The organism is Rhodoferax sp. LS1R11 (assembly GCF_056521395.1).
The window spans coordinates 14,150-35,461 of sequence record NZ_JBWMAW010000014.1; the positions used below are offsets into that span (position 1 = coordinate 14,150).

Annotated in this window: 21 protein-coding genes; 16 read left to right on the top strand and 5 right to left on the bottom strand. The window is 59.3% G+C overall.

The genetic code is table 11. The features are described 5' to 3' along the window. Nucleotides 1–8 precede the first annotated feature (8 nt). The 13 genes from AC097N_RS15885 (at nucleotide 9) to AC097N_RS15945 (ending at nucleotide 12,046) form a co-directional block, all read left to right on the top strand. Nucleotides 9–875 carry a GIY-YIG nuclease family protein gene (locus AC097N_RS15885; RefSeq protein ID WP_479582647.1) on the top strand — a complete coding sequence of 289 codons (867 nt, stop codon included), beginning with the start codon at nucleotides 9–11 and terminating at the stop codon, nucleotides 873–875. Nucleotides 876–998: 123 nt separating this feature from the next. After that, complete coding sequence (locus tag AC097N_RS15890) at nucleotides 999–3,872, top strand: DNA methyltransferase (protein ID WP_479582649.1); 2,874 nt, start codon at nucleotides 999–1,001, stop codon at nucleotides 3,870–3,872. After that, nucleotides 3,869–4,627: a hypothetical protein gene (locus AC097N_RS15895; protein ID WP_479582651.1), complete on the top strand. Its 759-nt coding sequence runs from the start codon at nucleotides 3,869–3,871 to the stop codon at nucleotides 4,625–4,627. Before AC097N_RS15890 ends, AC097N_RS15895 begins: the two co-directional genes overlap by 4 nt. 237 nt (nucleotides 4,628–4,864) lie before the next feature. Beyond that, nucleotides 4,865–5,188: a hypothetical protein gene (locus AC097N_RS15900; RefSeq protein WP_479582653.1), complete on the top strand. Its 324-nt coding sequence runs from the start codon at nucleotides 4,865–4,867 to the stop codon at nucleotides 5,186–5,188. 177 nt (nucleotides 5,189–5,365) lie between these two features. After that, complete coding sequence (locus tag AC097N_RS15905) at nucleotides 5,366–5,617, top strand: DUF2442 domain-containing protein (protein WP_479582655.1); 252 nt, start codon at nucleotides 5,366–5,368, stop codon at nucleotides 5,615–5,617. A gap of 3 nt (nucleotides 5,618–5,620) precedes the next feature. Beyond that, the gene (locus AC097N_RS15910) at nucleotides 5,621–6,130 is read left to right on the top strand and encodes an SRPBCC family protein (protein ID WP_479582657.1); all 510 of its coding nucleotides are present in this window, start codon (nucleotides 5,621–5,623) and stop codon (nucleotides 6,128–6,130) included. A 143-nt stretch (nucleotides 6,131–6,273) separates the two neighbouring features. After that, complete coding sequence (locus AC097N_RS15915) at nucleotides 6,274–7,455, top strand: RNA-binding domain-containing protein (RefSeq protein WP_479582659.1); 1,182 nt, start codon at nucleotides 6,274–6,276, stop codon at nucleotides 7,453–7,455. 214 nt (nucleotides 7,456–7,669) lie between these two features. Next, on the top strand, nucleotides 7,670–9,580 hold the full coding sequence (locus AC097N_RS15920; RefSeq protein WP_479582661.1) for a hypothetical protein: 1,911 nt from the start codon (nucleotides 7,670–7,672) through the stop codon (nucleotides 9,578–9,580). A gap of 194 nt (nucleotides 9,581–9,774) precedes the next feature. After that, on the top strand, nucleotides 9,775–10,398 hold the full coding sequence (locus tag AC097N_RS15925; protein ID WP_479582663.1) for a transcriptional regulator: 624 nt from the start codon (nucleotides 9,775–9,777) through the stop codon (nucleotides 10,396–10,398). Then, nucleotides 10,382–10,789, top strand: coding sequence for a hypothetical protein (locus AC097N_RS15930; RefSeq protein WP_479582665.1), 408 nt, complete (start codon nucleotides 10,382–10,384; stop codon nucleotides 10,787–10,789). Before AC097N_RS15925 ends, AC097N_RS15930 begins: the two co-directional genes overlap by 17 nt. A 264-nt stretch (nucleotides 10,790–11,053) precedes the next feature. After that, nucleotides 11,054–11,521 carry a tellurite resistance TerB family protein gene (locus AC097N_RS15935; protein WP_479582666.1) on the top strand — a complete coding sequence of 156 codons (468 nt, stop codon included), beginning with the start codon at nucleotides 11,054–11,056 and terminating at the stop codon, nucleotides 11,519–11,521. Between the two features lie 29 nt (nucleotides 11,522–11,550). Then, a complete protein-coding gene (locus AC097N_RS15940; RefSeq protein WP_479582668.1) occupies nucleotides 11,551–11,841 on the top strand; it encodes a nucleotidyltransferase family protein in 291 nt (96 codons plus the stop codon). A gap of 94 nt (nucleotides 11,842–11,935) precedes the next feature. After that, nucleotides 11,936–12,046, top strand: a complete 111-nt coding sequence (locus AC097N_RS15945) for a HepT-like ribonuclease domain-containing protein (protein WP_479582669.1) — start codon at nucleotides 11,936–11,938, stop codon at nucleotides 12,044–12,046. Nucleotides 12,047–12,081: 35 nt separating this feature from the next. Here the strand turns inward: AC097N_RS15945 and AC097N_RS15950 are convergent, their stop codons facing one another. Further along, nucleotides 12,082–13,212 carry a tetratricopeptide repeat protein gene (locus AC097N_RS15950; RefSeq protein ID WP_479582671.1) on the bottom strand — a complete coding sequence of 377 codons (1,131 nt, stop codon included), beginning with the start codon at nucleotides 13,210–13,212 and terminating at the stop codon, nucleotides 12,082–12,084. Between the two features lie 27 nt (nucleotides 13,213–13,239). After that, entirely contained in the window at nucleotides 13,240–13,518 is a 279-nt protein-coding gene (locus tag AC097N_RS15955) for a hypothetical protein (RefSeq protein WP_479582673.1), read from the bottom strand. A gap of 174 nt (nucleotides 13,519–13,692) precedes the next feature. Between AC097N_RS15955 and AC097N_RS15960 the strand changes: the two genes are divergently transcribed. Both AC097N_RS15960 and AC097N_RS15965 read left to right on the top strand, forming a co-directional pair. Beyond that, entirely contained in the window at nucleotides 13,693–14,331 is a 639-nt protein-coding gene (locus AC097N_RS15960) for a nitroreductase family protein (RefSeq protein ID WP_479582675.1), read from the top strand. 68 nt (nucleotides 14,332–14,399) lie between these two features. Continuing rightward, nucleotides 14,400–14,648 carry a hypothetical protein gene (locus AC097N_RS15965; protein ID WP_479582677.1) on the top strand — a complete coding sequence of 83 codons (249 nt, stop codon included), beginning with the start codon at nucleotides 14,400–14,402 and terminating at the stop codon, nucleotides 14,646–14,648. Here the strand turns inward: AC097N_RS15965 and AC097N_RS15970 are convergent. From AC097N_RS15970 to AC097N_RS15980, 3 genes are all read right to left on the bottom strand, one after another. Further along, nucleotides 14,638–15,795: a zinc-binding dehydrogenase gene (locus AC097N_RS15970; protein ID WP_479582679.1), complete on the bottom strand. Its 1,158-nt coding sequence runs from the start codon at nucleotides 15,793–15,795 to the stop codon at nucleotides 14,638–14,640. The genes AC097N_RS15965 and AC097N_RS15970 overlap by 11 nt on opposite strands. A gap of 66 nt (nucleotides 15,796–15,861) precedes the next feature. Beyond that, entirely contained in the window at nucleotides 15,862–18,042 is a 2,181-nt protein-coding gene (locus AC097N_RS15975; RefSeq protein ID WP_479582681.1) for a putative bifunctional diguanylate cyclase/phosphodiesterase, read from the bottom strand. Between the two features lie 138 nt (nucleotides 18,043–18,180). Beyond that, nucleotides 18,181–19,434, bottom strand: a complete 1,254-nt coding sequence (locus AC097N_RS15980) for a D-amino acid dehydrogenase (protein ID WP_479582683.1) — start codon at nucleotides 19,432–19,434, stop codon at nucleotides 18,181–18,183. Nucleotides 19,435–19,719: 285 nt separating this feature from the next. Between AC097N_RS15980 and AC097N_RS15985 the strand changes: the two genes are divergently transcribed. Further along, nucleotides 19,720–21,270: a sigma 54-interacting transcriptional regulator gene (locus AC097N_RS15985; RefSeq protein WP_479582685.1), complete on the top strand. Its 1,551-nt coding sequence runs from the start codon at nucleotides 19,720–19,722 to the stop codon at nucleotides 21,268–21,270. The last annotated feature ends 42 nt before the right edge of the window (nucleotides 21,271–21,312 follow it).

A 21,312-nucleotide genomic window follows, 5' to 3' on the forward strand; every position in this document is an offset into this window, starting at 1 on the left:
GTCTGAGCATGCGCCCCCAAACCATCCAAATCTTCCTACCCGCCGGTGACCCGCGCGGTATGCGCGTAGCCGAAATCACGACGCGGATTGTTCGCGTGATCGAAGTGCCACGCAGCCAGTTGTCCGAGTTCATCAAGACATCCGAGGCGCAGCAGGTGGCGGTTTACTTTTTGATGGGCGAGTTGTCTGAGGCCGGGTTGCCGCGCGTGTACATCGGGCAGTCCGGCAGCGTGGGCAACCGGCTGGTGCAGCACAACCAGAGCAAGGACTTCTGGAACCGGGCGCTGGTGGTGATTTCGCTCACCAACAGCATGACGCAAACGCACGCGCTGTTTCTGGAGTGGTTTGCCATATCCGAAGCGACCAAGGCCGGGCGCTACAGCCTGGAGAACGGCAACACCGGCGCACGGCCCCACACGCCCGCGCCGCTGGAGGCGGACTGCCACGAGATTCACGAAACGGCGGCCACCCTGCTGGCCACGCTGGGTCAGCCCATTTTTGAACCGCTGACGAACGCGCCAACGGCCCGAGGCGAGAAAGAGCTGTTCTATTGCAAGGGCTCGGGCGCAGACGGTGTGGGCGAGTACACGACCGAGGGCTTTGTGGTGCTCAAAGGTTCACGCGGGCGCGTGGAAAACGTGGCCTCCATTCAGGGCACCTCTAACGTGCGCCTGCGCGAGCAACTAGTGACGGAAAACATCATGACGGAGCAAAACGGCATTTACGTCTTTACCCGTGACCATTTGTTCCCCAGCCCCAGCATGGCCGCCATGGCGCTCATGGGTCGTTCGGCGAACGGCTGGGTCGAATGGAAGACCCCACAAGGCAAGACTCTGGATGAGGTGAAGAGGCAGTCGGTGAAAATCGTCGACTGAATTCGCTATATTTTTAATAGCTACCCCCGCACGTCCTGACTTGGCTAGAGGCCTAAAACGTATAAATTATTGTGGCAATCCGCCGCTCTGACAGTCCCCAAGAAAAGAAACATTGAACTCGCCATGCCTCTATCCTGGAACGAAATAAAATCCCGCGCGCTCACCTTCAGCCGTACCTGGGCTGACGCCGCCAATGAAGACAGCCAGGGCAAACCGTTCTGGATTGATTTCTTTGAAATCTTTGGCATCACCGACAAACGGGTCGCTACCTTCGAGCATGCGGTCAAAAAACTGCCCGGCATCAAGGCAAAAACGGATGGTTTTGTTGACTTGTTTTGGCCCGGCATGCTGCTGGTGGAGCAAAAGTCGCGTGGCAAAAATCTGGACGTCGCCCTTACTCAGGCGCTGTCTTATTTTCCCGGCATCGTCGAGCGAGATTTGCCGCAGATCATCATCGTGTGCGACTTTGCGCGCTTTCGGGTCCACCGGCTCACCACCGGCGAAACGATTGAATTTTCACTCAAAGACCTGCACAAGCACATCCGGCTCTTTGGTTTTGTCGCGGGTTATAAAACGCTGGAGATCAAGCCGCAAGACCCCGTCAACATCAAAGCCGCCGAACGCATGGGACGGCTGCACGACGCCTTGAAGGCCAGCGGCTACATCGAGCACCCGCTAGAGGTACTGTTGGTTCGCCTGCTGTTTTGCCTGTTTGCGGATGACACCGGCATTTTTCAGCCAGCACAGTCGTTTCGCACCTTCATTGAAGAGCGCACCGTCAAAGACGGCTCAGACCTGGGTTCGCGTCTGGGTCAGCTGTTTCAGGTGCTCAACACCGATGAAGCCAAACGCAGCAAAGCGTTGGACGAGCAAGTCGCGGCATTTCCGTATATCAACGGCAAGCTGTTTTCCGAAACGCTGCCCATGGCCGATTTCACCAGCGCCATGCGCGAGGCCTTGCTGGATGCCTGCGCGCTCGATTGGTCGGCCATCAGCCCGGCCATTTTCGGCAGTCTGTTCCAGAGCATCATGGACGAGAAGGCGCGGCGCAACCTGGGCGCGCATTACACGTCTGAGGAGAATATTCTCAAGCTCATCAAGCCACTGTTTCTGGATGAGCTGTGGGCAGAATTTGAGAAGGTCAAAAGCAACAAGAACCGGCTGTTTGAGTTTCACAAGAAGCTGCGCACACTCACGTTTTTTGACCCGGCCTGCGGCTGTGGCAACTTTTTGGTGATCAGTTACCGGGAAATGCGCGAACTGGAGCTGGCTGTGCTGCGAGCCTCTCATGTCTCAGGCCAGTTGGCCGTGGATGTGCATCAACTCATTGGCCTCGACGTTGACCAGTTCTACGGCATTGAGATTGAGGAGTTTCCGGCTCAGATTGCGCAAGTCGCCATGTGGTTGATGGACCACCAGATGAACTTGCGCGTGAGCGAGGAGTTTGGCCTGTACTTTGCTCGCATTCCGCTACGCACCAGTCCGCGTATCGTGCATGACAATGCGCTGCGGTTGGACTGGAATGAGGTTTTGCCAGTCGAGCGCTGCAGCTTTGTACTGGGCAATCCGCCGTTTGTGGGAAAGAAGGAGCAATCAACAGCCCAAAAAGCTGACTTGGCCCCGGTGTTCGCTCCCATTGGCGGTTCCGGTGTGCTGGATTTGGTAGCGGCTTGGTACGTGAAGGCAACGCATTACCTTCGTGGCTCGGCACCGGCGAGCGCGGGACAGTTGCCTGAGGCGCAATCAGCTCGGGCACAAGTGGCGTTTGTGTCGACCAACAGCATCACGCAGGGGGAGCAGGTCGGTGTGCTTTGGAGTTGGTTATTAGCGCAGGGCGTTCATATTCAGTTTGCACACCGTACTTTCAGTTGGAACAACGAAGCCAAAGGCAAGGCGGCAGTGCATTGCGTCATCATTGGTTTCGGGCTGGAAGACCGCCAGGGCAAAGTAATTTATGAGTACGACGACATCAAGGGCGATCCGCACGCGGTGCCTGCAAGCAACATCTCCCCTTACCTGACTGATACCGCATCTGTGCTGATTGCCAAGCGATCCAGACCCATCAGCCCGGTCCCAGAGATTGTGTTTGGCAGCAAGGCCGTTGATTTTGGTCACTTTATTCTGGACGAGGCTGAACTACCCGGTTTCCTCGCGAAGGAGCAGCAAGCGAAGCCCTACATCCGCGAATACATTGGTGGTGAAGAGTTTCTGAATGGCTCCAAACGCTTCTGCCTGTGGCTCAAGGGCATTGCGCCTGCTCAGTTGCGTGCCATGCCGGAAGTGCTGAAACGAGTTGAAGCCGTCAAACAAGAACGCCTCAAAAGCGTGAAAGCACCTACGCGAGAACTTGCAAAAATCCCCGCCGAGTTTGGCGAAGATCGGCAACCATCCACGCCTTATTTACTGATTCCCAAAGTCAGTTCTGAAAGTCGGGACTACGTACCCCTGGGATTTTTCGAGCCAAACGTCATCATCAATCCGTCTGTACTGGTCGTGCCACAAGCCGGATTACTCGAACTGGGCGTTCTGCAATCCTCCATGCATATGGCCTGGATGCGTGCAACTGCCGGACGCATGAAAAGTGACTATCAATACTCAGCCAGCATCGTCTACAACAACTTCCCCTGGCCGGAGTTTCAGCACAATTTTAAGCAAAATCAACTTCCAGCCCCCGTGGATAAAGCGCAGGCAGCTATCGAAACTGCAGCACAAACGGTGCTCGACGTTCGTGCCAAATTCCAGACTGGCGACCAACCGGCTACGCTGGCCGACCTATACGACCCGCTGACCATGCCGCCTGAGTTGCTCAAAGCACACAAAAAACTCGATGCCGCTGTGGACAAAGCCTACGAGGCCAGCGGCGGCAAGAAGAGTTACAAGAGCGACGCAGAGCGCGTGGCCTTTCTGTTTGAGCTGTATCAGCGGTTCACCAGCCTGCTGCCTGCGGATACCAAGAAGACCAAAATCCGAAAACCAAAATCTCAGGATCACGCATGAACCCAGCATCACGACTCAACGATCTCGTCGAGTTTTTTAATTCAGCAAATCCCAACGCCGCAATCAAAGAGGTGTGGGAAAAGTACATGGGTGCAGCATCGGCGCCATTGACCGAGGATGAAGTGCTGGACGTGATTCAGGCAGTGCTTGCTGAAATTCGAGCGGTGGAGGCAAAGCTTAAGGAAATCGGCGCACCTACCAACTTATACACAGATTGTGTCACTCAACTTCGAGCTGGATTCTCACCTACCCAACTAGCCACAGCATGGAGTGCGCATCGAGAGCAAATGGTCAAGCGTGCAACACCGCTGGCGCTTCAATGGGCAGCATGGGCGTTGAGTCAGTTTGATGAGAATGAAATTGACGACGAGGCCATGGAGTCCTTGCGAACCAGCTTGGCAGAGCAAGAAAAGCTCCTGCAAGAAACCGATTTGCCCGCAGGCTTGCGCGAAATGCTGGAGCGCCAAACCGCCGCATTGCGTCGTGCGCTCCATCTCTACAAAATTCAAGGTGTCGCGCCGCTGCGAAAAGTGGTTGCCGACTCTTTTGGCGAATTGACAACTGCCTCCTCTGAACTGGTGGCGTCAGTTGAGACTGGCGGGCCCGAAGTCAAGCAGGTGCTGAAGCAAGGCATGGCGTTGATTGGCAAGGTGGCAGAAGTTGCAGACAAAGGTTCAAAAACCATCAAGTTTGGCAAAGAAATTTATGAACTTGGTACTACCGCCTTGACGTATTTTCAAGGGCTGCTGAATTGACGACCCACCTGCGCGAGCTGCGGCATCAAGTTGGTGGAGCGCACGCCCACCAAGGGCGGCGCGGGGTTTTGGGAGAGCAGCGACTACCCCAGGTGCAAGTCGCGGTTGCCAATGGCGGCGGCGTTGCGGCAGTTAGCTGCTATATTTTTAATAGCTACTCCCGCACGTTCTATAAGGGCTACGACACCATTTGGCATATAACTGGCTTGTGCCAGAAATTCTGTGAAAGGATTTGAAATGAACACTTCGCCTAAAGCAGTTCGCCTCGATGAAGACATCTCGGTGGCAAGCCCGCTGGCCGGACAGCTTGATTTGCCACAGCGAATCGCGGCACGTAGCGGCCAAACCAGCGAACCGAGTCCCTCTGACGCAAATGGCAAAGTGGCACAGACTCAGCAAAGCCGACTGATGCCCTCACCCAAAGCGCTGGAAAAAGCACTGACGCAATCCGCTGAGCAGGCACAACGATTGGCGGCGGCCTTTGGTGTTGTCGTGCCAAGCATGAAACCCAGAACCCGCGTCGCCCCCAACGGCAAGACGCTGACCAAGGCAAAGCGGTAGTCGGTGAAAGTTGTCGACTGATTTCGCTATATTTTTAATAGCTACTCCCGCACGTTTTATATGGGCTAGAGGCCAATTTGACACAAAAACAGCTCCCGCCGGTAAACTTGGACTTATGCCATCTCTAGCAACGCGCCCAGCGGGTTGAACCGCTGGACAGAATCCAAGGAGCTGATCGTGATTAAAGTTCTCAATGCCCGGCTGACTGCCCCGTTCACGCTGGAAGTCGACTTTTCGGACCACACGCAAGGTGTGTTTGATGGTGCGGCATATCTTGCGGCCCGTTCCGGGCCTTTGCTGGACAAGCTGCGCGAGGCCGATTACTTTGCGCGTTTGTTCATAGACGCGGGCGCATTGTGCTGGCCCAATGGATTGGAGATTTCGCCAGCCAAGGTCCATGAACTGTCAAACATTCACACGGCGGCTTAAGTCATGAACCCAACGTATCAATTCAACCCGAAACTCGATCTCACTTTTACCCGCGTGGTCGATGTGCCCAGAGCGCTGGTGTGGCGCGCCTGGACCGATCCGGAGCTGCTGAAACCGTGGTTCTGCCCCTTGCCGTGGAAAACGATCGCCTGTGAAATCGACTTGCGCCCAGGCGGTATTTTTCACACCACGATGCAGTCACCGGAGGGCGTCGAATTTCCCAATGCGGGTTGCTTCCTTGAAGTCGTGCCGAATGAAAAGCTGGTCTGGACCAACGCCCTGCTGCCCGGCTACCGGCCCAGCAATCTGACCACAACCTGTGGCTCCGATGACACCAGCTTCATGTTCACCGCCATGCTTGAATTGGCCGACGACGGGCCGGGCACGCGCTACACCGCGACCGTGGTCCATGCGGACGAAACCGGTTGCCAAACGCACGCGGCGATGGGATTTGAGGCCGGTTGGGGGGCGGCGCTGGATCAACTCGTGGCCATGATCAAGCGCGGTCTCTGATCAGACCAAAGCCTTGCTGGCCGTGGCGGGTATACAGACGCTATAGTTTGTATAGCTTCTTGCGCCTGTTTCACGAGCGCTAGAGGCCTAAAACGACAAAATAGTTGACTGCATTACAGCCACCCCGCTAAAAAAAGAACACCATGCTGAATGAAGAACAGTTAAAGGCACTGATGGCTGAACTTGAGTCAGACACTGCCGAACGCACCGAATCGACGAACAACACCGACAAGTTTGGGATAGCGATTTGCGCGTTTGCCAATGACTTGCCCAACCACCGGCGGCCCGGTTATTTGCTGGTGGGCGTGAAGGACAACGGCACTTTGGCAGGCATCAAGGTGACGGATGATTTGCTCAAAAATCTCGCGGGCATTCGCTCCGACGGCAACATCCTTCCACAACCGATGATGAATGTGGCCAAGTTTTCTCTGCCAGACGGCGACGTGGCGGTAGTGGAGGTGCATCCGTCTGACCTTCCACCGGTGCGTTACAAGGGGCGCGTGCATATCCGGGTTGGCCCACGAAAGGCGATAGCAAACGAGCAAGAAGAGCGCTCACTGTCGGAGCGGCGCGTCGCGCAAGCCAAGTCGTTTGATGCCCAACCCTGCTCAGAATCCACAATTGCCGACCTGGCACTTGGTCAGTTCGACGCCTATCGGCGCGAGACCGTAGATGCAGAAACCATTGCCGCCAACCACCGCCCGCTGGAGCAACAACTGGCGTCTTTGCGCTTGTACGATCCAGACCGGCATTGCGCCACCCACGCTGGCTTGTTGGTGGTTGGCAAGAATCCCCGCTTTTTTATGCCTGGTGCCTATGTGCAATATCTGGAATTGCCGGGCACCTCGCTGACGGAAGTCCCTGTCGATCAGGCAGAAGTGGCGGGCGATCTGCAAAGCGTGCTTAAAGAATTGCTGGGGCGTGTGCGTTTGTTGATCAAGACGTCCATGGTGCAACTGAATCCCTTGCAGGAGAAGCTGGTACCTAACTACCCCGAGGGTGCTATCCGCGAGCTGTTGATGAACGCGGTAATGCATCGCAACTACAACAGCAATTCGCCGGTCCGGTTTTACGTGTTTGCCGATCGCGTCGAGATTCAAAACCCGGGCGGTTTGTATGGCGAGGCGACACAAGCCAACTTCCCCACCCGCAATAGCTACCGCAACCCGGTAATTGCAGAAGCGCTCAAGTCGCTGGGTTTCGTGAACCGCTTCGGCTACGGTGTGCAGCGGGCGCAAGCGTTGTTGGCCGAGAACGGCAACCCAGCTGCTGAATTTGAGTTTGACGAACATTCGGTACTGGTCAAGATACACAAAAGGCCATGATGCAATTCGCCAAGCATCAAGCCCAGAACTCGCGTCGCCCCCCCCCAGTTACCAATCGAATCAAAGTAGACCTTGCCAAAACAAAGCGGGGGAATTAGGATTTCTGAGCGTCAACGTTGACGCCCCCAAAGCGCATGGGGAATGCCGGATCGATCAAAGAATTGAAGTTGGCGCGCTAAAAGTTTCTGCCCCGTCACACCGTCAAGGAGTCAGCATGAACAACGCCATCACCCAAGCTGAAGTCAGTTGCACTGACACTAAAAGCGAACCCAAACCTGATCCTGCAGCCCCCAAGGGTTGTGGCTTCGCGTTTGAAATCAAGGTCAAAGGCGACCTGCACATTCACAATCACTGTGCAGGCGAGACGGCACCAAACCCGCCTGTGAAAGAACCCGCGCCCTGCTGCGCGCCCAATGGCGCGGGCAACACGTGCTTGCCGCCCATCGCCGGGCGAAAACACAAGGCCAGCCCGGCGCAAAAATTTGCCAAACTCGCCGCCAGCAACCGGGTGCCCAGCGTGTTGGCTGCCGGTGCGATGCATTTGGTGCGGCGGTTTCTGGCCGACGCCAGCCCGGCCAACCCGCTCGAACAAGCCGCCTTCGCACGCCTCGCGCAACCGCCGCAAGCCTTGCGGCAAACCCTGGCCTGTGCGGCCGCACAGGTTGACGGATTGGGCGACAAACTGCGCAGCAATTTGTTTGACACGCGCATTTTGGGTTTGGGCACCGACGAGGCGCTCGACCCGGTTCGGCTCAACAAAATGTTTGGTGCCGAAATCGTGCAACGCGCGGGTATTGCTGCCTTTGGCGACGCGGATGTCGACGAGCGGCCGGGCAAGATTCGGGTATACGAGCCGGTGGGCGAAGACTTTTTCTCTCAAGTGCGCATTTGCAGCATCAATGGTCTGCGCACCGGCAATTTCATTCCCCCGGTCGCGCCCGGCGCTTATCGCCCGGAGGAGATCGCGAAAGACTGCGTCATTTCGTTGGTCAATAACGAACCGAAAGTCACCTGCCAGGTACGCACGGGAAATTGTTTGGGCGATACCAGCACGGGAGGCGAATGCCTCACCGTGCCCAGCGTCGTGGCTGGCGACGGCGTTTTGCTGCAAGGTGTCAACTTTTTCAGCGTGAACGCCAAGGTCTTGTTGGCTGCACGCGCGCCAGCCTCAGGGTCGTTTGAACTGGATTGCCACGTCGTGGGCGATCTGGACACGCCCGTCAACGAGACGGTGAACGGGCAAACGCGCCTCGTCAACGATTGCCGCGTGCATGACCGCATCAGCGTCACCTTGCCCGCCGATCTGCCGCCAGCGCTGTACTACATCAGCGTATCCGTCCCCAACATCACGGGCATCGCCGCGCTGGGCAATAGTCTGGTGTCGAACTCGCAGGTCATCGAGGTGTTGCCCGCAGTCACCGCGCGCTTCCAGATCACGGCCGAAAAGCTGCATTGCCGCGGCGAAACCTCGCCCGCGTCGTTCGGATCGGATGAAGTCGGCCTGCGTTTCCTCGCCATGGCCTTGAACGCGGACCTCTCCACAGGTCCGCTGCAAGAGGCCAAAATCCGCTTTGGCGATGTGGATTCGGGCGACAACCGAGACATCGACCGAATCATCTTCGACCAAACTGCGCCGATGGCTGGCGTGGCGTTGATGGTGCTCGGCCACGAGGTTGATGGCGAAGATGCCTACAACAACATGGTCACGTCGGTCACCGATATTTTTGTCGATTTGGTCAAGGAGCAGGCCAAGTTCATCGCGGGCGGGCTCTCGGCGGCGGGCATTACCGCCGCCGCGCTCAAAGCGCTGAGCACGCTGCAAATCGTGGTGGCGGCCATTGCAGTTGCCGTGACACTGGCGATTGATCTCATCATCGCGGCCTGGGCGCCAGCCGACTTGATCATCGAAGACCCGACGGGTTATGCACTCACGCAACTGGCACAGCTCACCAGCCCCAATTTTGACGTGCCCCCAAGCTTGCACTTCACCACCGGCGGCGGCATTGTGGTGGACACGACGCCACTTGAAAAATTGGCGACCCAGTACAAGGAAAAGCGCAACTACTACAGCGAAGACGAGTCCAGCGCCTACGAAGTCTTCTACCGCATCAACCGCGTTGCGTAAAACGGGCAAAGGGTAAAGTCTGGTAGCGGCGTTACGGTAGATTTTTGCTATTCTTTTAATAGCTACTCCCGCACGTTCTACCTGGGCTAGAGGCTAAAAACGTACAAATTTCTTATACAGATTGAAGCCGTCAACACGGCAAATCGATTGGCAGCCTCATGCAAAACCCCAATACGGGTATTATCAACCCCATTATGGGTATTTCAAGTAGCAACCAAACCTCCGGCAATCTGGCAGACGCCCTCTTTCCAAAGGGGCGGCAGCGGGTGCTTGCCGTATTGTTTGGCAACCCCGGGCGCAGTTTTTATGCGAACGAAGTGATTGCGCTCGCGCAGTCGGGCACAGGGGCGGTGCAGCGCGAGCTGCTCTCTTTGTCTGAGGCGGGTTTGCTCACGGTCAGCAAACAAGGCAACCAGAAGCATTACCAGGCCAATGCGGATGCCCCAGTGTTTGCCGAGTTGCGCTCGCTGGTGCTCAAAACGATGGGGCTGACCGATGTATTGCGCGTCGCCCTGACGCCGCTGGGCAGCCAAATTGACCTGGCTTTTGTTTATGGCTCTGTGGCCAAACAGCAGGACACCGCTCACAGCGACATTGACGTGATGATCGTGAGCCCGAGCCTGGGGTACGCCGATGTCTTTGGCGCTTTGGAAAGCGCCGCCGCCACGCTGGGCCGCAAGGTCAACCCCACGCTGTATTCGCCCGCAGAAATTGCCAAACGCATCAGCCAGGACAACGCGTTTGTCACGCGTGTGCTGCAGCAGCCCAAGATATGGCTAATAGGAAACGAGGATCAACTCAATGCCCAACCCACTTGACAACCTGTGCGGCCCCGGCAAGCCGCTGCAGCTTGAGGCCCCTGATGCCAACGAGCTTGCGGGTTTGCTGCGCAGCGGCACCGCACGGCTCAAAGACGCACGCAACGCCACGTTGGCACTTGAAAGCCAGTTTGACTTGGCCTACAACGCGGCTCACTCCCTGAGCCTGGCCGCATTGCGCCGCATGGGTTATCGCGCAGGCAATCGGTACATCGTGTTTCAGGTGCTGCCGCACACGCTGGGATTGGGGCCCGAAGTCTGGCGGGTGCTGGACAAATGCCACAACACTCGCAACTTGGGTGAGTATGAAGGCTTGCTCGACGTGGACGAGCGCTTGGTCAAGGACCTGATCACAGCCACGCAGGCAGTGGCTGACGCGTTGGGCAAATAGAGCCGAAAGTGCTACTGTTTTAATAGCTTCCCCCGCACGTTTCACCTGGGCTAGAGACCAATTTCATATAAATTGGTTGACCATATCTTGTTCCGGCAACCGAATCCAAGCGCTTACGGCTGAGAATCGCGACACTTGAACTGTCGCAATAAGTGCTTTCGCGTCAATTTAAGTGTCGCGAGGCTATGTTTTCCCGCAGTAAAAACCTGGAAAACAGCAGCATCAACCGCATATCCATCAGGTCAAGCCCTTAACGCCCACCCCATGCTGAACATCCTCAAAAACCTGCTCACCAGTTTCATCTCCCCCGACGCCGCGGGCTCGCCCGCCAGCCTGACGCATCGCCTGCAATTGGCCACGGCGGTGCTGCTGGTGGAGGTGATGCGCGCCGACCCCACCATCAATGCCACGGAGCGCACCGCCACGCTGACGGCACTGCGTCAGAAATTTGCCCTGGCGGATGACGAAGTGAATGAGCTGATGGTGCTGGCCGAGCAGAAGGCCCAGGGCGCCAATGACTACTTCAGCTTCACCAGCGGTATGAACGAGCATTTCTCGCAAGCGCAAAAGATTCATGTGGTGGAACTGATGTGGCAAGTGGCCTATGCCGACGGCCACCTGGACGCCAATGAGAACCACCTGATCAGCAAGATCGCAGGCCTGCTGCACGTGACGCACGGCGAATACATAGCGGCCAAGCTGCACGCCAAACAGGCGGCGCAATTAGCTTAGGCGGGATTGACACAGTTAAACTGCGCCTCATGCGCCCCTCAGAAGCCCTCTCCCTGCACCGCACTCGCATCCGTGAGATTGCGCTGAGTCATCACGTAAGCGGTGTGCGGGTGTTTGGGTCTGCCCTGCATGGTGACGATGTCGCAGGCAGTGATCTGGATCTGCTGGTAGAGCCCACCGCGCAGACAACCATGATGGACATTGGCGCCATCCGCTTTGAGTTGAAAAAACTGTTGGGGCTGGAGGTTGACGTGCTTACGCCGAACGGTTTACCCGCCAAGTTTCGGGATCAAGTTTTGCGCGAGGCGCGGCCCGTATGAGTCGGGCGGACCCGTTGCGTATTGCGGACTATCTGCAACATATTCTTGAAGCCATCAACAACATTCAGTGGTTCCTTGGGGCTTTGCCTATGAAATGCGTAACGCGTTATCACATGGGTACTTCACGGTGGACCATGCCATCGTTTGGCAAACCATTCAGCAAGATCTGCCCACGCTGAAAAACCAGATTTCAGCGTTGGCCTGAGACATTGGGGCGACCGTTGGAGTAGGCCTTTGTGCCTACTTCGTATTATTTTCAATCCACCGCAACGGCCCCAGGCAGGGGTATTGCTCAATCCACGCCCGCAACTGCTGCTCCTGGCGCGGGCCGTGGGCGGCGTATTCGTCCTGGCCCACATGCAGGTCGGGCGCCAGGGTCGGGCCGGGGAACGGCACGGCGGCGCAGGCCTTGAAGAGGCGATCGTGGCTCAGGCACGATTGGCGCACATACGCCCACACCTGGTCGCGCAAAAACCATTGGTCGACATTGGGCGTTTCTACGGCACCAGGGCGGTAGTTGCGCAGCAGGGTTTGCAGGTTCGGCAGCACACCGGCCACGCCACCCCATAGCCCGGCCAGCATCAGGTCGGTGTGCGTCCACCAGTCGCGCATGAGGTGAAACCACTGCTTCGATGCCCGCCACGCCTGCACGGCCTGGGCCTCGCGCAGGTTGAGCACGGAGTCCACATCGCGCACCAGAAAGCAGCCGACGCCCGGGTCATTGGCTACCTCAAAGCGCCAGCACAGCTTGTCGCGCGGGCTTGCGTTGGCGTTTTGCATGACCACCTCGCCGCCCAACTGTTTGATCAGGCCGATGAACGGCGCCGGTACGGAGTCATCCACATGGAAGCGCAGGGTCCAGCCGGGGTAAATGTCCGGCGCCAGCAGCAGGTTGCGCAGGCCGCCGCGCAGGTAGGTGGGCTGGGCACCCCAGAGCGAGTACGAGATGACGTGGCGTTTGCCGGGCTGCCCGGCAAAGTCTTGCGGGCGGCCGGTGGGCAAGGCCCAGCCTTTGGCGGCGGAGGCGTCGCAGCGGCGGTCTTTCAGCGCAAGCGAACGGGTGCCAGCGGCAACCGCTTCGTCATAGCGCTTCAGGCGGTACAGGCAGAAGGTGAGCCCGTCAAGAACGGCGAAGTTATCGGGCTGGATGGCCAGCACGCGCTGGGCCAGGTCGACGCCCTCGGCGCAACGGTCCAGGCGCGCGTAGCAAATCGACAGGTTCAGCAGGGTCTCAAAATGATCGGGTGTGACTGTGAGCTGGTTTTCCAGCATCGCAGCCGCAGCCTGGTAGTCGTTCAAGAAAAACAGGTAGTAGGCGGCCTGGAGCGTCAAACGGGGGTCTTGATGCGGGGCCTTGTTGACGGCGGCCAAGGCCTGGCTGTGGCCGCTTGCGCGGGCTTAGCGGTGTTGGCCGAACTCGTGCCGGTCGGCGGCTGCGTACAGGTCGTCGGCAAAGCCGCGCTCACTGCGTGGCAGGGTGCTGGCGTAGTCGCGCAGTTGATCGGCGGCTTCGCTGGCGGTCAGTGCGCGGCTGGCCGCCTGTTGGCGTGTGGACACGGTGGCCACCAGCGCGGCAACCAGGTGGTGGGTGGCCACGGCCAACTCACGCAGGGCCAAACCAATATCAGAAGTGGGTGCGGTCGCCAGATGTGTGGGGCGAAGTGCTGTTGTAGACATAACAGTTCCTTTGGCAAAAGTAGTAATGTTGCAGTGCAGTATAGGGTAAACCCTAGGTTTTGTCTTGCGCTTGAAAAAACGGGGGTTGGGGGACTTGCGAAACACGGCGGAACCCTGACTTGAATCAAGTCCGTTGCGCAACGCAGCGACCTTTTAATTTCCAGGAACCAACCCATGTCTGATTTGCTGCAAAAACTCGAATGGCGCTACGCCACCAAAAAAATGAACCCGGCCCAGCCGGTGCCCCAGGACAAAGTGGACCGCATTGTCGAAGCCGCACGGCTGGCGCCCACCTCCAGCGGCTTGCAGCCTTTCGAGATCATCGTGGTCACCAGCAAAGAGGTGCGCGAGCAGATCAAGCCCATCGCCTGGGGTCAGGAACAAATCACCGACTGTTCCCACCTGCTGGTGTTTGCCGCGTGGGACAACTACACCGCCGAGCGCATCAACCAGATGTTTGACATGACCAACGCCCAGCGTGGCGGCACCAACGAGGGTTGGGAAAACTACCGCAAGATGCTGCTGAGCACCTACCCCGGGCGTGACCCGCAGGTGAACTTCGAGCACGCAGCCCGCCAAGCCTACATTGGCCTGGGTGCGGCCTTGATTGCGGCGGCCTTTGAAGAAGTGGACAGCACGCCCATGGAGGGGTTTGACCCCAAGGCGCTGGACGGAATTTTGGGCCTGAGCGCTCGCGGCCTGCGCAGCGTGGCCATCCTGCCCCTGGGCTACCGCGCAGATGCGGGTGACTGGCTGGTGAACCTCAAAAAGGTGCGCCGCCCGCTTGAACAGTTCGTGACCGAAGTGAACTAAGCGTCGATGACGGCGGGTTGGCCCCGTGCATTGGGTTAACCTCGCCGCCTCACTTCAATAGGAACACCATGAAAAAACTAAACGTCACCATCAAGCTGCAAATGTCCGTGCCTGATGACTGGGAGCTGGTCGAAACGTCTGAGGGCGGGCAAGTGTTGAAGCTGCCCACCAACCAGTTTCTGGACCTGGCCATTGAGCCGCTGTTTGCCACCGACCCCGAAGAAACCTGGACCAGCACCGAAAACGACGATGCCCTGAACGACATCCTGGACATGGTCGAGAGCGAAGAAGTGGCTTACGAGTTCGTCACCCACTGATTTTGGGCGCCTTGCTGGGATTGATCAGGTACTTGGTGCCCGTCGCCCGCTGACCATAGACAGCCATCGCCTCGGGTTGCAGCGCCTCGGCCAGCGAAATTTCTTTGGAGTAGCTGCTGGCAAAAGTGGTTTTCAGTTCGGCCGCCACACGCTCCCGCAGTGCCTGTGCGGCCTGCGCACCGATGCGCTGCAGGAACGGAAACAACAGCCACCCACCCATACCCCAGGCAAATCCGAAGTTGCGCACAAACTCGGTTGGGCCGGTGTCCAGCCCGCCGTAGATGTAAACCTGCTTATAGGTGGTGGAGCCGTAGCGGCTGTACTCTGTAGCGGTGCGATTCAAAGCCGCCTCCATGCAGGTCAAAATTTGCCCCGCCAGCTTGCCGCCGCCGGTGGCATCGAAGGCCATGGTGGCCCCTGTGTCCACCAGCGCCTGGGTGAGGTCCTCCATGAAGGTGGGCAAGGAGGTATCGCACACATAGGGGGCACCGAGGCTCGTGAGCAGCGCCGCCTGCTCAGGCTTGCGCACGATGTTGACCAGGCCGATGTGGTCCTTGATGCAAATTTTGTTGAGCATCTGCCCAAGGTTGGACGCCGCGGCCGTGTGCACCAGGGCGGTGTGACCCTCGCGCCGCATGGTCTCCACCATGCCCAGCGAGGTCAGCGGGTTGACGAAGCAGGAGGCGCCTTCGGCTGGCGTGGTGCCCTCGGGCAGCAACAGACATTGGTCAGCCTTGATGACGCGGTACTGCGCATACATCGCCCCGCCCAGCACGGCCACGGTCTTGCCCACCAAGGCTTGTGCCGCCTCCGAAGAGCCCGCTGCAACCACCACACCGGCACCTTCATTGCCCACAGGCAGCGACTGGCCCAGTCGGCCCGCCATGCTTTTCATCAGCCGCGCAGGAATGTGGGCGGTGACCACCGGGCTGGCGAGCGTGCCGGACACCCTGGCCGTGCTGATGTCGGCCGCGCCAAAGAGCAGCCCGATGTCCGAGGGGTTGATGGGCGTGGCTTCCATGCGCACCACCACTTCGTCTGGCGCGGGACTGGGGGTTTCGACCTGGAGCAGTGATATTTCCAGCTCGCCATCGGGCTTGACCAGCGACCGAAGCTGAAGCCCTGCGGGGGTGGGATGGGGACTCATGGGGTGCTCCTGTGTTTGAAATTCACTCTAGCACAGGGACAGCTTCAGCAAGGTTCGCGGGGCCATCTAGCGGTGACGAACCCTTTGTGCAAACAGCTCGAATTCTTCGATGGGCAGCGGGCGGCTAAAAAGATAGCCTTGATAGGCAACGCAGCCCATGTACGCAAGGAGGTGTCGTTGCGCCTCGTTTTCCACGCCCTCTGCGATGACGGCCAGCCCCATGCTCTCGGCCAACGCAATGACCATCTTGGCAATCGCAGCGTCGTTGGGGTCGGTCAGAATGTCCCGCACAAAACCCTGGTCGATTTTGAGTTGGTACAGCGGCAATCGTTTCAGGTAGGAAAGCGACGAGTAGCCGGTACCAAAGTCATCTAGTGAGAAACCCACGCCGTGCGCCTTCAGTGCGGCCATCTTGGTGATGGTGCTTTCCACATTGGAGACGAGCAAGCTCTCGGTCAGTTCCAGCTTGAGTCGTTGCGGATTCGCCCCGGTTTTGCCGAGTGCTTCCAGCACCTGATCGACAAAGTCCAACTGTTGCATCTGCTGGGCACTGACGTTCACCGCCAGCGTGAGATGCTCCATGTGGGGCTGGGCGGCCCAGTTCACCAGTTGGGCGCAGGCGGTTTCCAATACCCAGTACCCCAATGGCAGGATCAGGCCGGTTTCTTCGGCCATGGGAATGAATTCGGCGGGGGACACCAGGCCGCGCTGTGGGTGCTGCCAGCGAACCAGGGCTTCGGCACCGGTCAGGCGACCCGCATCGACCACTTGCGGCTGGAAGTAAAGCACGAACTGTTGCTGTCGCAATGCCTCGCGCAAGTCGGTTTCCAGGTCAGCACGGTCGGTTGCGACGGCCTGCATCTTTTGATCGAAGAAACGCTGCGTGTTGCGCCCTGCCGTCTTGGACTGGTACATCGCCAGATCGGCCTGCTTCAGCAGTTCATCAACAGAGTTCTGGTGGCCTGAAAACAGCGTGAGGCCAATGCTGGGCGTACTGCGGTGCGCGTGCCCGGCCAGCCGATACGGCTGACTGAGCGTCGTGAGAATTTTGGCACCCGCGGCCTCCGTCTGGTTGGCCGCTTCTTCGGCGTTCTCACTTAAAACTTCAAGAATCACGATGAACTCATCGCCGCCCAGACGCGCCACGGTATCGCCTACGCGCATGCAGGCAACCAGCCGTTGCCCGACTTGTTTCAGCAGCAGGTCCCCCATGTCGTGACCCAGGGTGTCGTTGATCGTCTTGAAATTGTCCAGGTCAATGAGGAGCATGGCCCCTGGGCGCCCGCTTCGTGCACTGGAAGCCATCGCCTGTGAGAGCCGGTCCATCAGCAGTCGCCGGTTTGGAAGCTGGGTCAACGGGTCGTAAAAGGCCAGATTCATCGCCACTTCTTCAGCCACCTTGCGCTCGGCCTGCAAGGCGGTGATCAGCAGCCCCGTGACCACAGTACTGGCCATGTAACTCCAGAGCAGAAAGAGGCTGACATGGGTGTCGGGCAATGAGAAAGTCCCGTGGCCCGTGATGGTTCCCCAGGCAGCAACCACTGAAAAAATCAATCCGGCCATGGCCGCGCCGGTAATCCCAAACCGCAGCGCGGCCCATGCAAACAACGGAAAGGTCAGGAATGCCAGAGGCAAAGACCGGCCCTGCGGGCCAAAGTCATGGATGAACACCAGCCACATCACCGGGCCAGCAACCAACAGCCAACCCAGCAAGGCCAGGCGACCGCGACCCAGTTGCTCGATGTTTTTGCGGGTCAAACTCAGCAACAGGGGGGCAATCAACAGGACCCCGACGGTGTCTCCCATCCACCAGGACAGCCATGCTGACCCCAGCGCGGTGAAGGGCATCAAACCGGCCACATAGAGATTGGCAACGCCCAGTGTGGCCGACACGGCCATGCCCACACCCGCGGCGATGACGAACGAACCCACGTCAGCCTGACGGTTGAATGCAGGCTCGAATCCAACGCGGTGGAGCCATCTCATGGTCATGAGCGGGGCGAGCGTATTGCCCACGGCAATCCCGGCAGCAAGATACCAGGGCGAACCAATCGCCAGATTGACAAGCAATGCACCCAGGTAGACGCCAGGCCAGACCTCACGCCCCCACAAGAGCAATGCGGCAACCGCAATACCTGTCGGTAACCAGACGAGCGTGATGTGGGCTTCCGTATAAGGCATCTGAAGCCCCAGCCAGCCCGTCACCAGGTAGCCCAGGGCCAGAAAAAAAAGCCGGCTCTGAATCATGTTTTTAAGGGAATGAAAGCCTTTTTTTTTATTATTGAATTATCGGCACGGTCCCTGCGCTTGAATTCTCGCATGTTGCTGCTGCATCGAATTATGGGGCGCGGATTGAATGGATGGTCGTCCCGGCCAGGCAGGGCGTCAGCCGTAGCGCGCGACCGTCAGCCCTTCCATGCTGATCTCGGGTTGACGTCCGGAGATCAGGTCGGCCATCACGCGGCCAGTGCCTGCGGCCATGGTCCAGCCCAGGGTGCCGTGGCCGGTGCTCAGATAAAGGTTCTCAATTGGCGTTTCACCCAGAATAGGTGTGCCGTCGGGCGTCATGGGGCGCAGGCCGGTCCAGAACTCGGCCTGGCTCACGTCGCCGCCCTGGGGGAACAGGTCGCTCACCACAAACTCCAGCGTCCGGCGGCGCTCTTCATCCAGCGCGAGGTCAAAGCCCGAGAGCTGCGCCGTGCCGCCCACGCGGATGCGGTCGCCCAGGCGGGTGACGGCCACCTTGTGCGATTCGTCCATGACGGTGGACTCAGGCGCCTTGGCAGCGTTGGTGATGGGCACGGTGATGGAGAAACCCTTGACCGGGTACACCGGAATGCGAATGCCCAGCGGCGCCAGCATGCGCGTGGAGTAGCTGCCCAGCGCCAGCACGTAGCGGTCCGCCGTCAGCAGGCCCTCGTCTGTTTGCACGCCCGTGATGCGCCCGCCGCTGCGCTGCACGCTTTGAATGTCCACGCCAAAACGGAACTTCACGCCCAGTGCCTTGGCCTTGTCGGCCAGCGCGTTGGTGAACTTGAAACAGTCACCGGTCTCATCGCCGGACAAGCGCAAGGCGCCGAGGAACTTGTCCTGCACGTCGGCCAGCGCGGGCTCGTATTGCAGGTAACCGGTGCGGTCCAGCAGCTGAAAAGGCACGCCGTATTCCTTCAGTATCTCGATGTCTTTGGCCGTACTGTCCAATTGCTTTTGGGTGCGAAACAGCTGCAGCGTGCCCTGGTCGCGGTCGTCGTACTGGATGCCGATCTCGGCACGCAGTTCTTTGAGGCAATCGCGGCTGTACTCGGCCAGGCGCACCATGCGACCCTTGTTGACGCGGTAGCGGGCTTCGGTGCAATTGCGCAGCATCGACAAGCCCCAGCGCCACATGGCGGGGTCGAGCATGGGCTTGATGACCAGCGGGCTGTGGTGCATCAGCAGCCACTGAATGGCTTTGAGCGGCACACCAGGCCCAGCCCAGGGGGACGAGTAACCCGGCGACACCTCACCGGCGTTGGCAAAACTGGTCTCCATGGCCGGACCCGGCTGGCGGTCCACCACCTCCACCTCATGCCCGGCGCGGGCCAGGTAGTAGGCCACCGTGGTGCCGATGACGCCGCTGCCCAGAATGAGTACACGCATGTCGTTGCTCCAATGAGGCCCGGTGCCGCGCAGGAGGCGCAGCGTGTGTGGGCCGATGCCAGAGGCATGAGCAAAGCCCGTGCCATCGGCGGCTCAACCTGAAAACTGCAATAGAAACAAAGACTTGGAGCGTGAGCTTGCCTGCGTCTGTATGAAGCGGCTGTATTCAAATCAATACAAAATCAATTCACAAGCCTTGCCATTCAGAAAATACCCAATATTGACAAGCACTTGGCCCATTCGTATTAATATCGATACAACGTATCAACTTCAATACAAAACCGCATGCGAATTGATGTCTGCTTCGCCGACCGCGTCGGCATCGCCCAGGAAATACTGGCCAAATTGGCCCACCGTGCGCTGGATGTCTCGGCGGTGGAGGTGGACCCGCCCCACATCTACCTCGAAGCCCCCGCTTTGGGGGCGCTGGACCTGGCGGCGCTGCGCGGCGAGCTGATGCAGGTGGACGGCGTGCAGACGGTGGCCGAGCTGGAGATGCTGCCGGGCGCGCGGCGGCGCCTGTACCTGGACGCCCTGTTGGCCTCGCAAACCGACCCGGTGCTCGCGCTGGACGGGCATGGCGTGGTGGTGGTGGCCAATGCCGCCGCCGTGCTGGCCAGCGGCGTGACCGAGCAGCAGTTGACCGGCATGTCGCTGCAGGAGCTCACAGGCGACCCGCAGTTGGTGGACACGCTGATGGGCGCCGACCCCAGCCAGCGAGGCCAGCGCCTGCCCGCCAGCGAGGTGCAGCTGGGCGGCGTGCGCTACCAGCCGGAGACCGTGGCGCTGCACGAAGTGGGTGGCAGCGTGGCCGGTGCCGTGCTGACGCTGCACGCACCGCACCGCATTGGCGAGCGGCTGAGCGCGCTGCAGAACTACAGCGCGGGCGGGTTCGAGACCCTCCTGGGCCAGTCGCCCGCCATCCGCCAGCTCAAGCAGCGCGCCATGCGCGTGGCGCAGGTGGATGCCCCGCTGTTGATTCGCGGCGAAACCGGCACCGGCAAAGAACTGGTGGCGCACGCCTGCCACGCGGGCAGCCGGCGCAACAAGCAGCCCTTTTTTGCGCTCAACTGTGCGGCATTGCCCGAGAGCCTGGCCGAGAGCGAGCTGTTTGGCTACGCACCCGGCGCCTTCACCGGCGCGCTGCGCGGTGGCCGCCCCGGCCTGCTAGAACTGACCGACGGCGGCACGCTGTTTCTGGACGAGGTGGGCGAGATGTCGGCCTACCTGCAGGCCAAGCTCTTGCGTTTTTTGAACGACGGCAGCTTTCGCCGCGTGGGGGGTGACCGCGAGTTGAAGGCCGATGTGCGCATCATCAGCGCCACGCACCGCGCGCTGGAAGACATGGTGGCCACTGGCGAATTTCGGCAAGACTTGCTGTTCCGGCTCGATGTGCTGCAGCTCAAGCTGCCGCCGCTGCGCGAGCGCACCGAAGACATCTTGCCGCTGGCGCAGGTGTTTCTGGAGCGAGCCTGCGCGCAAATCGGGCGGCCGCGTGCGCGCCTGAGCAAGGCGGCTGGTGAAGCCCTGCTGACCAACCCCTGGCTGGGCAATGTGCGCCAGTTGCAAAACGTGGTGTTCCGGGCCGTGACCATGAGCGAAGCGCCGGTGATCGACACCGGCGATCTGGAACTGGCCGGTGTTGCCACCAGCAGCCATGAGGGCATGATGGCCGACGAGGTGGGCAGCCTGGAGGACGCTGTGGCGGGCTTTGAGCGGGTGCTGCTGCAGCGCCTGTTGCCCCAATACCCGTCCACCCGCAAACTGGCCGAGCGGCTGGGCACCTCCCACTCGGCCATCGCCACGCGCTTGCGCAAGTACGGGTTGGGAAGCTGATGGCGCGCACCTATTAGGATCGAAGCCTGTGCTATTTTCATC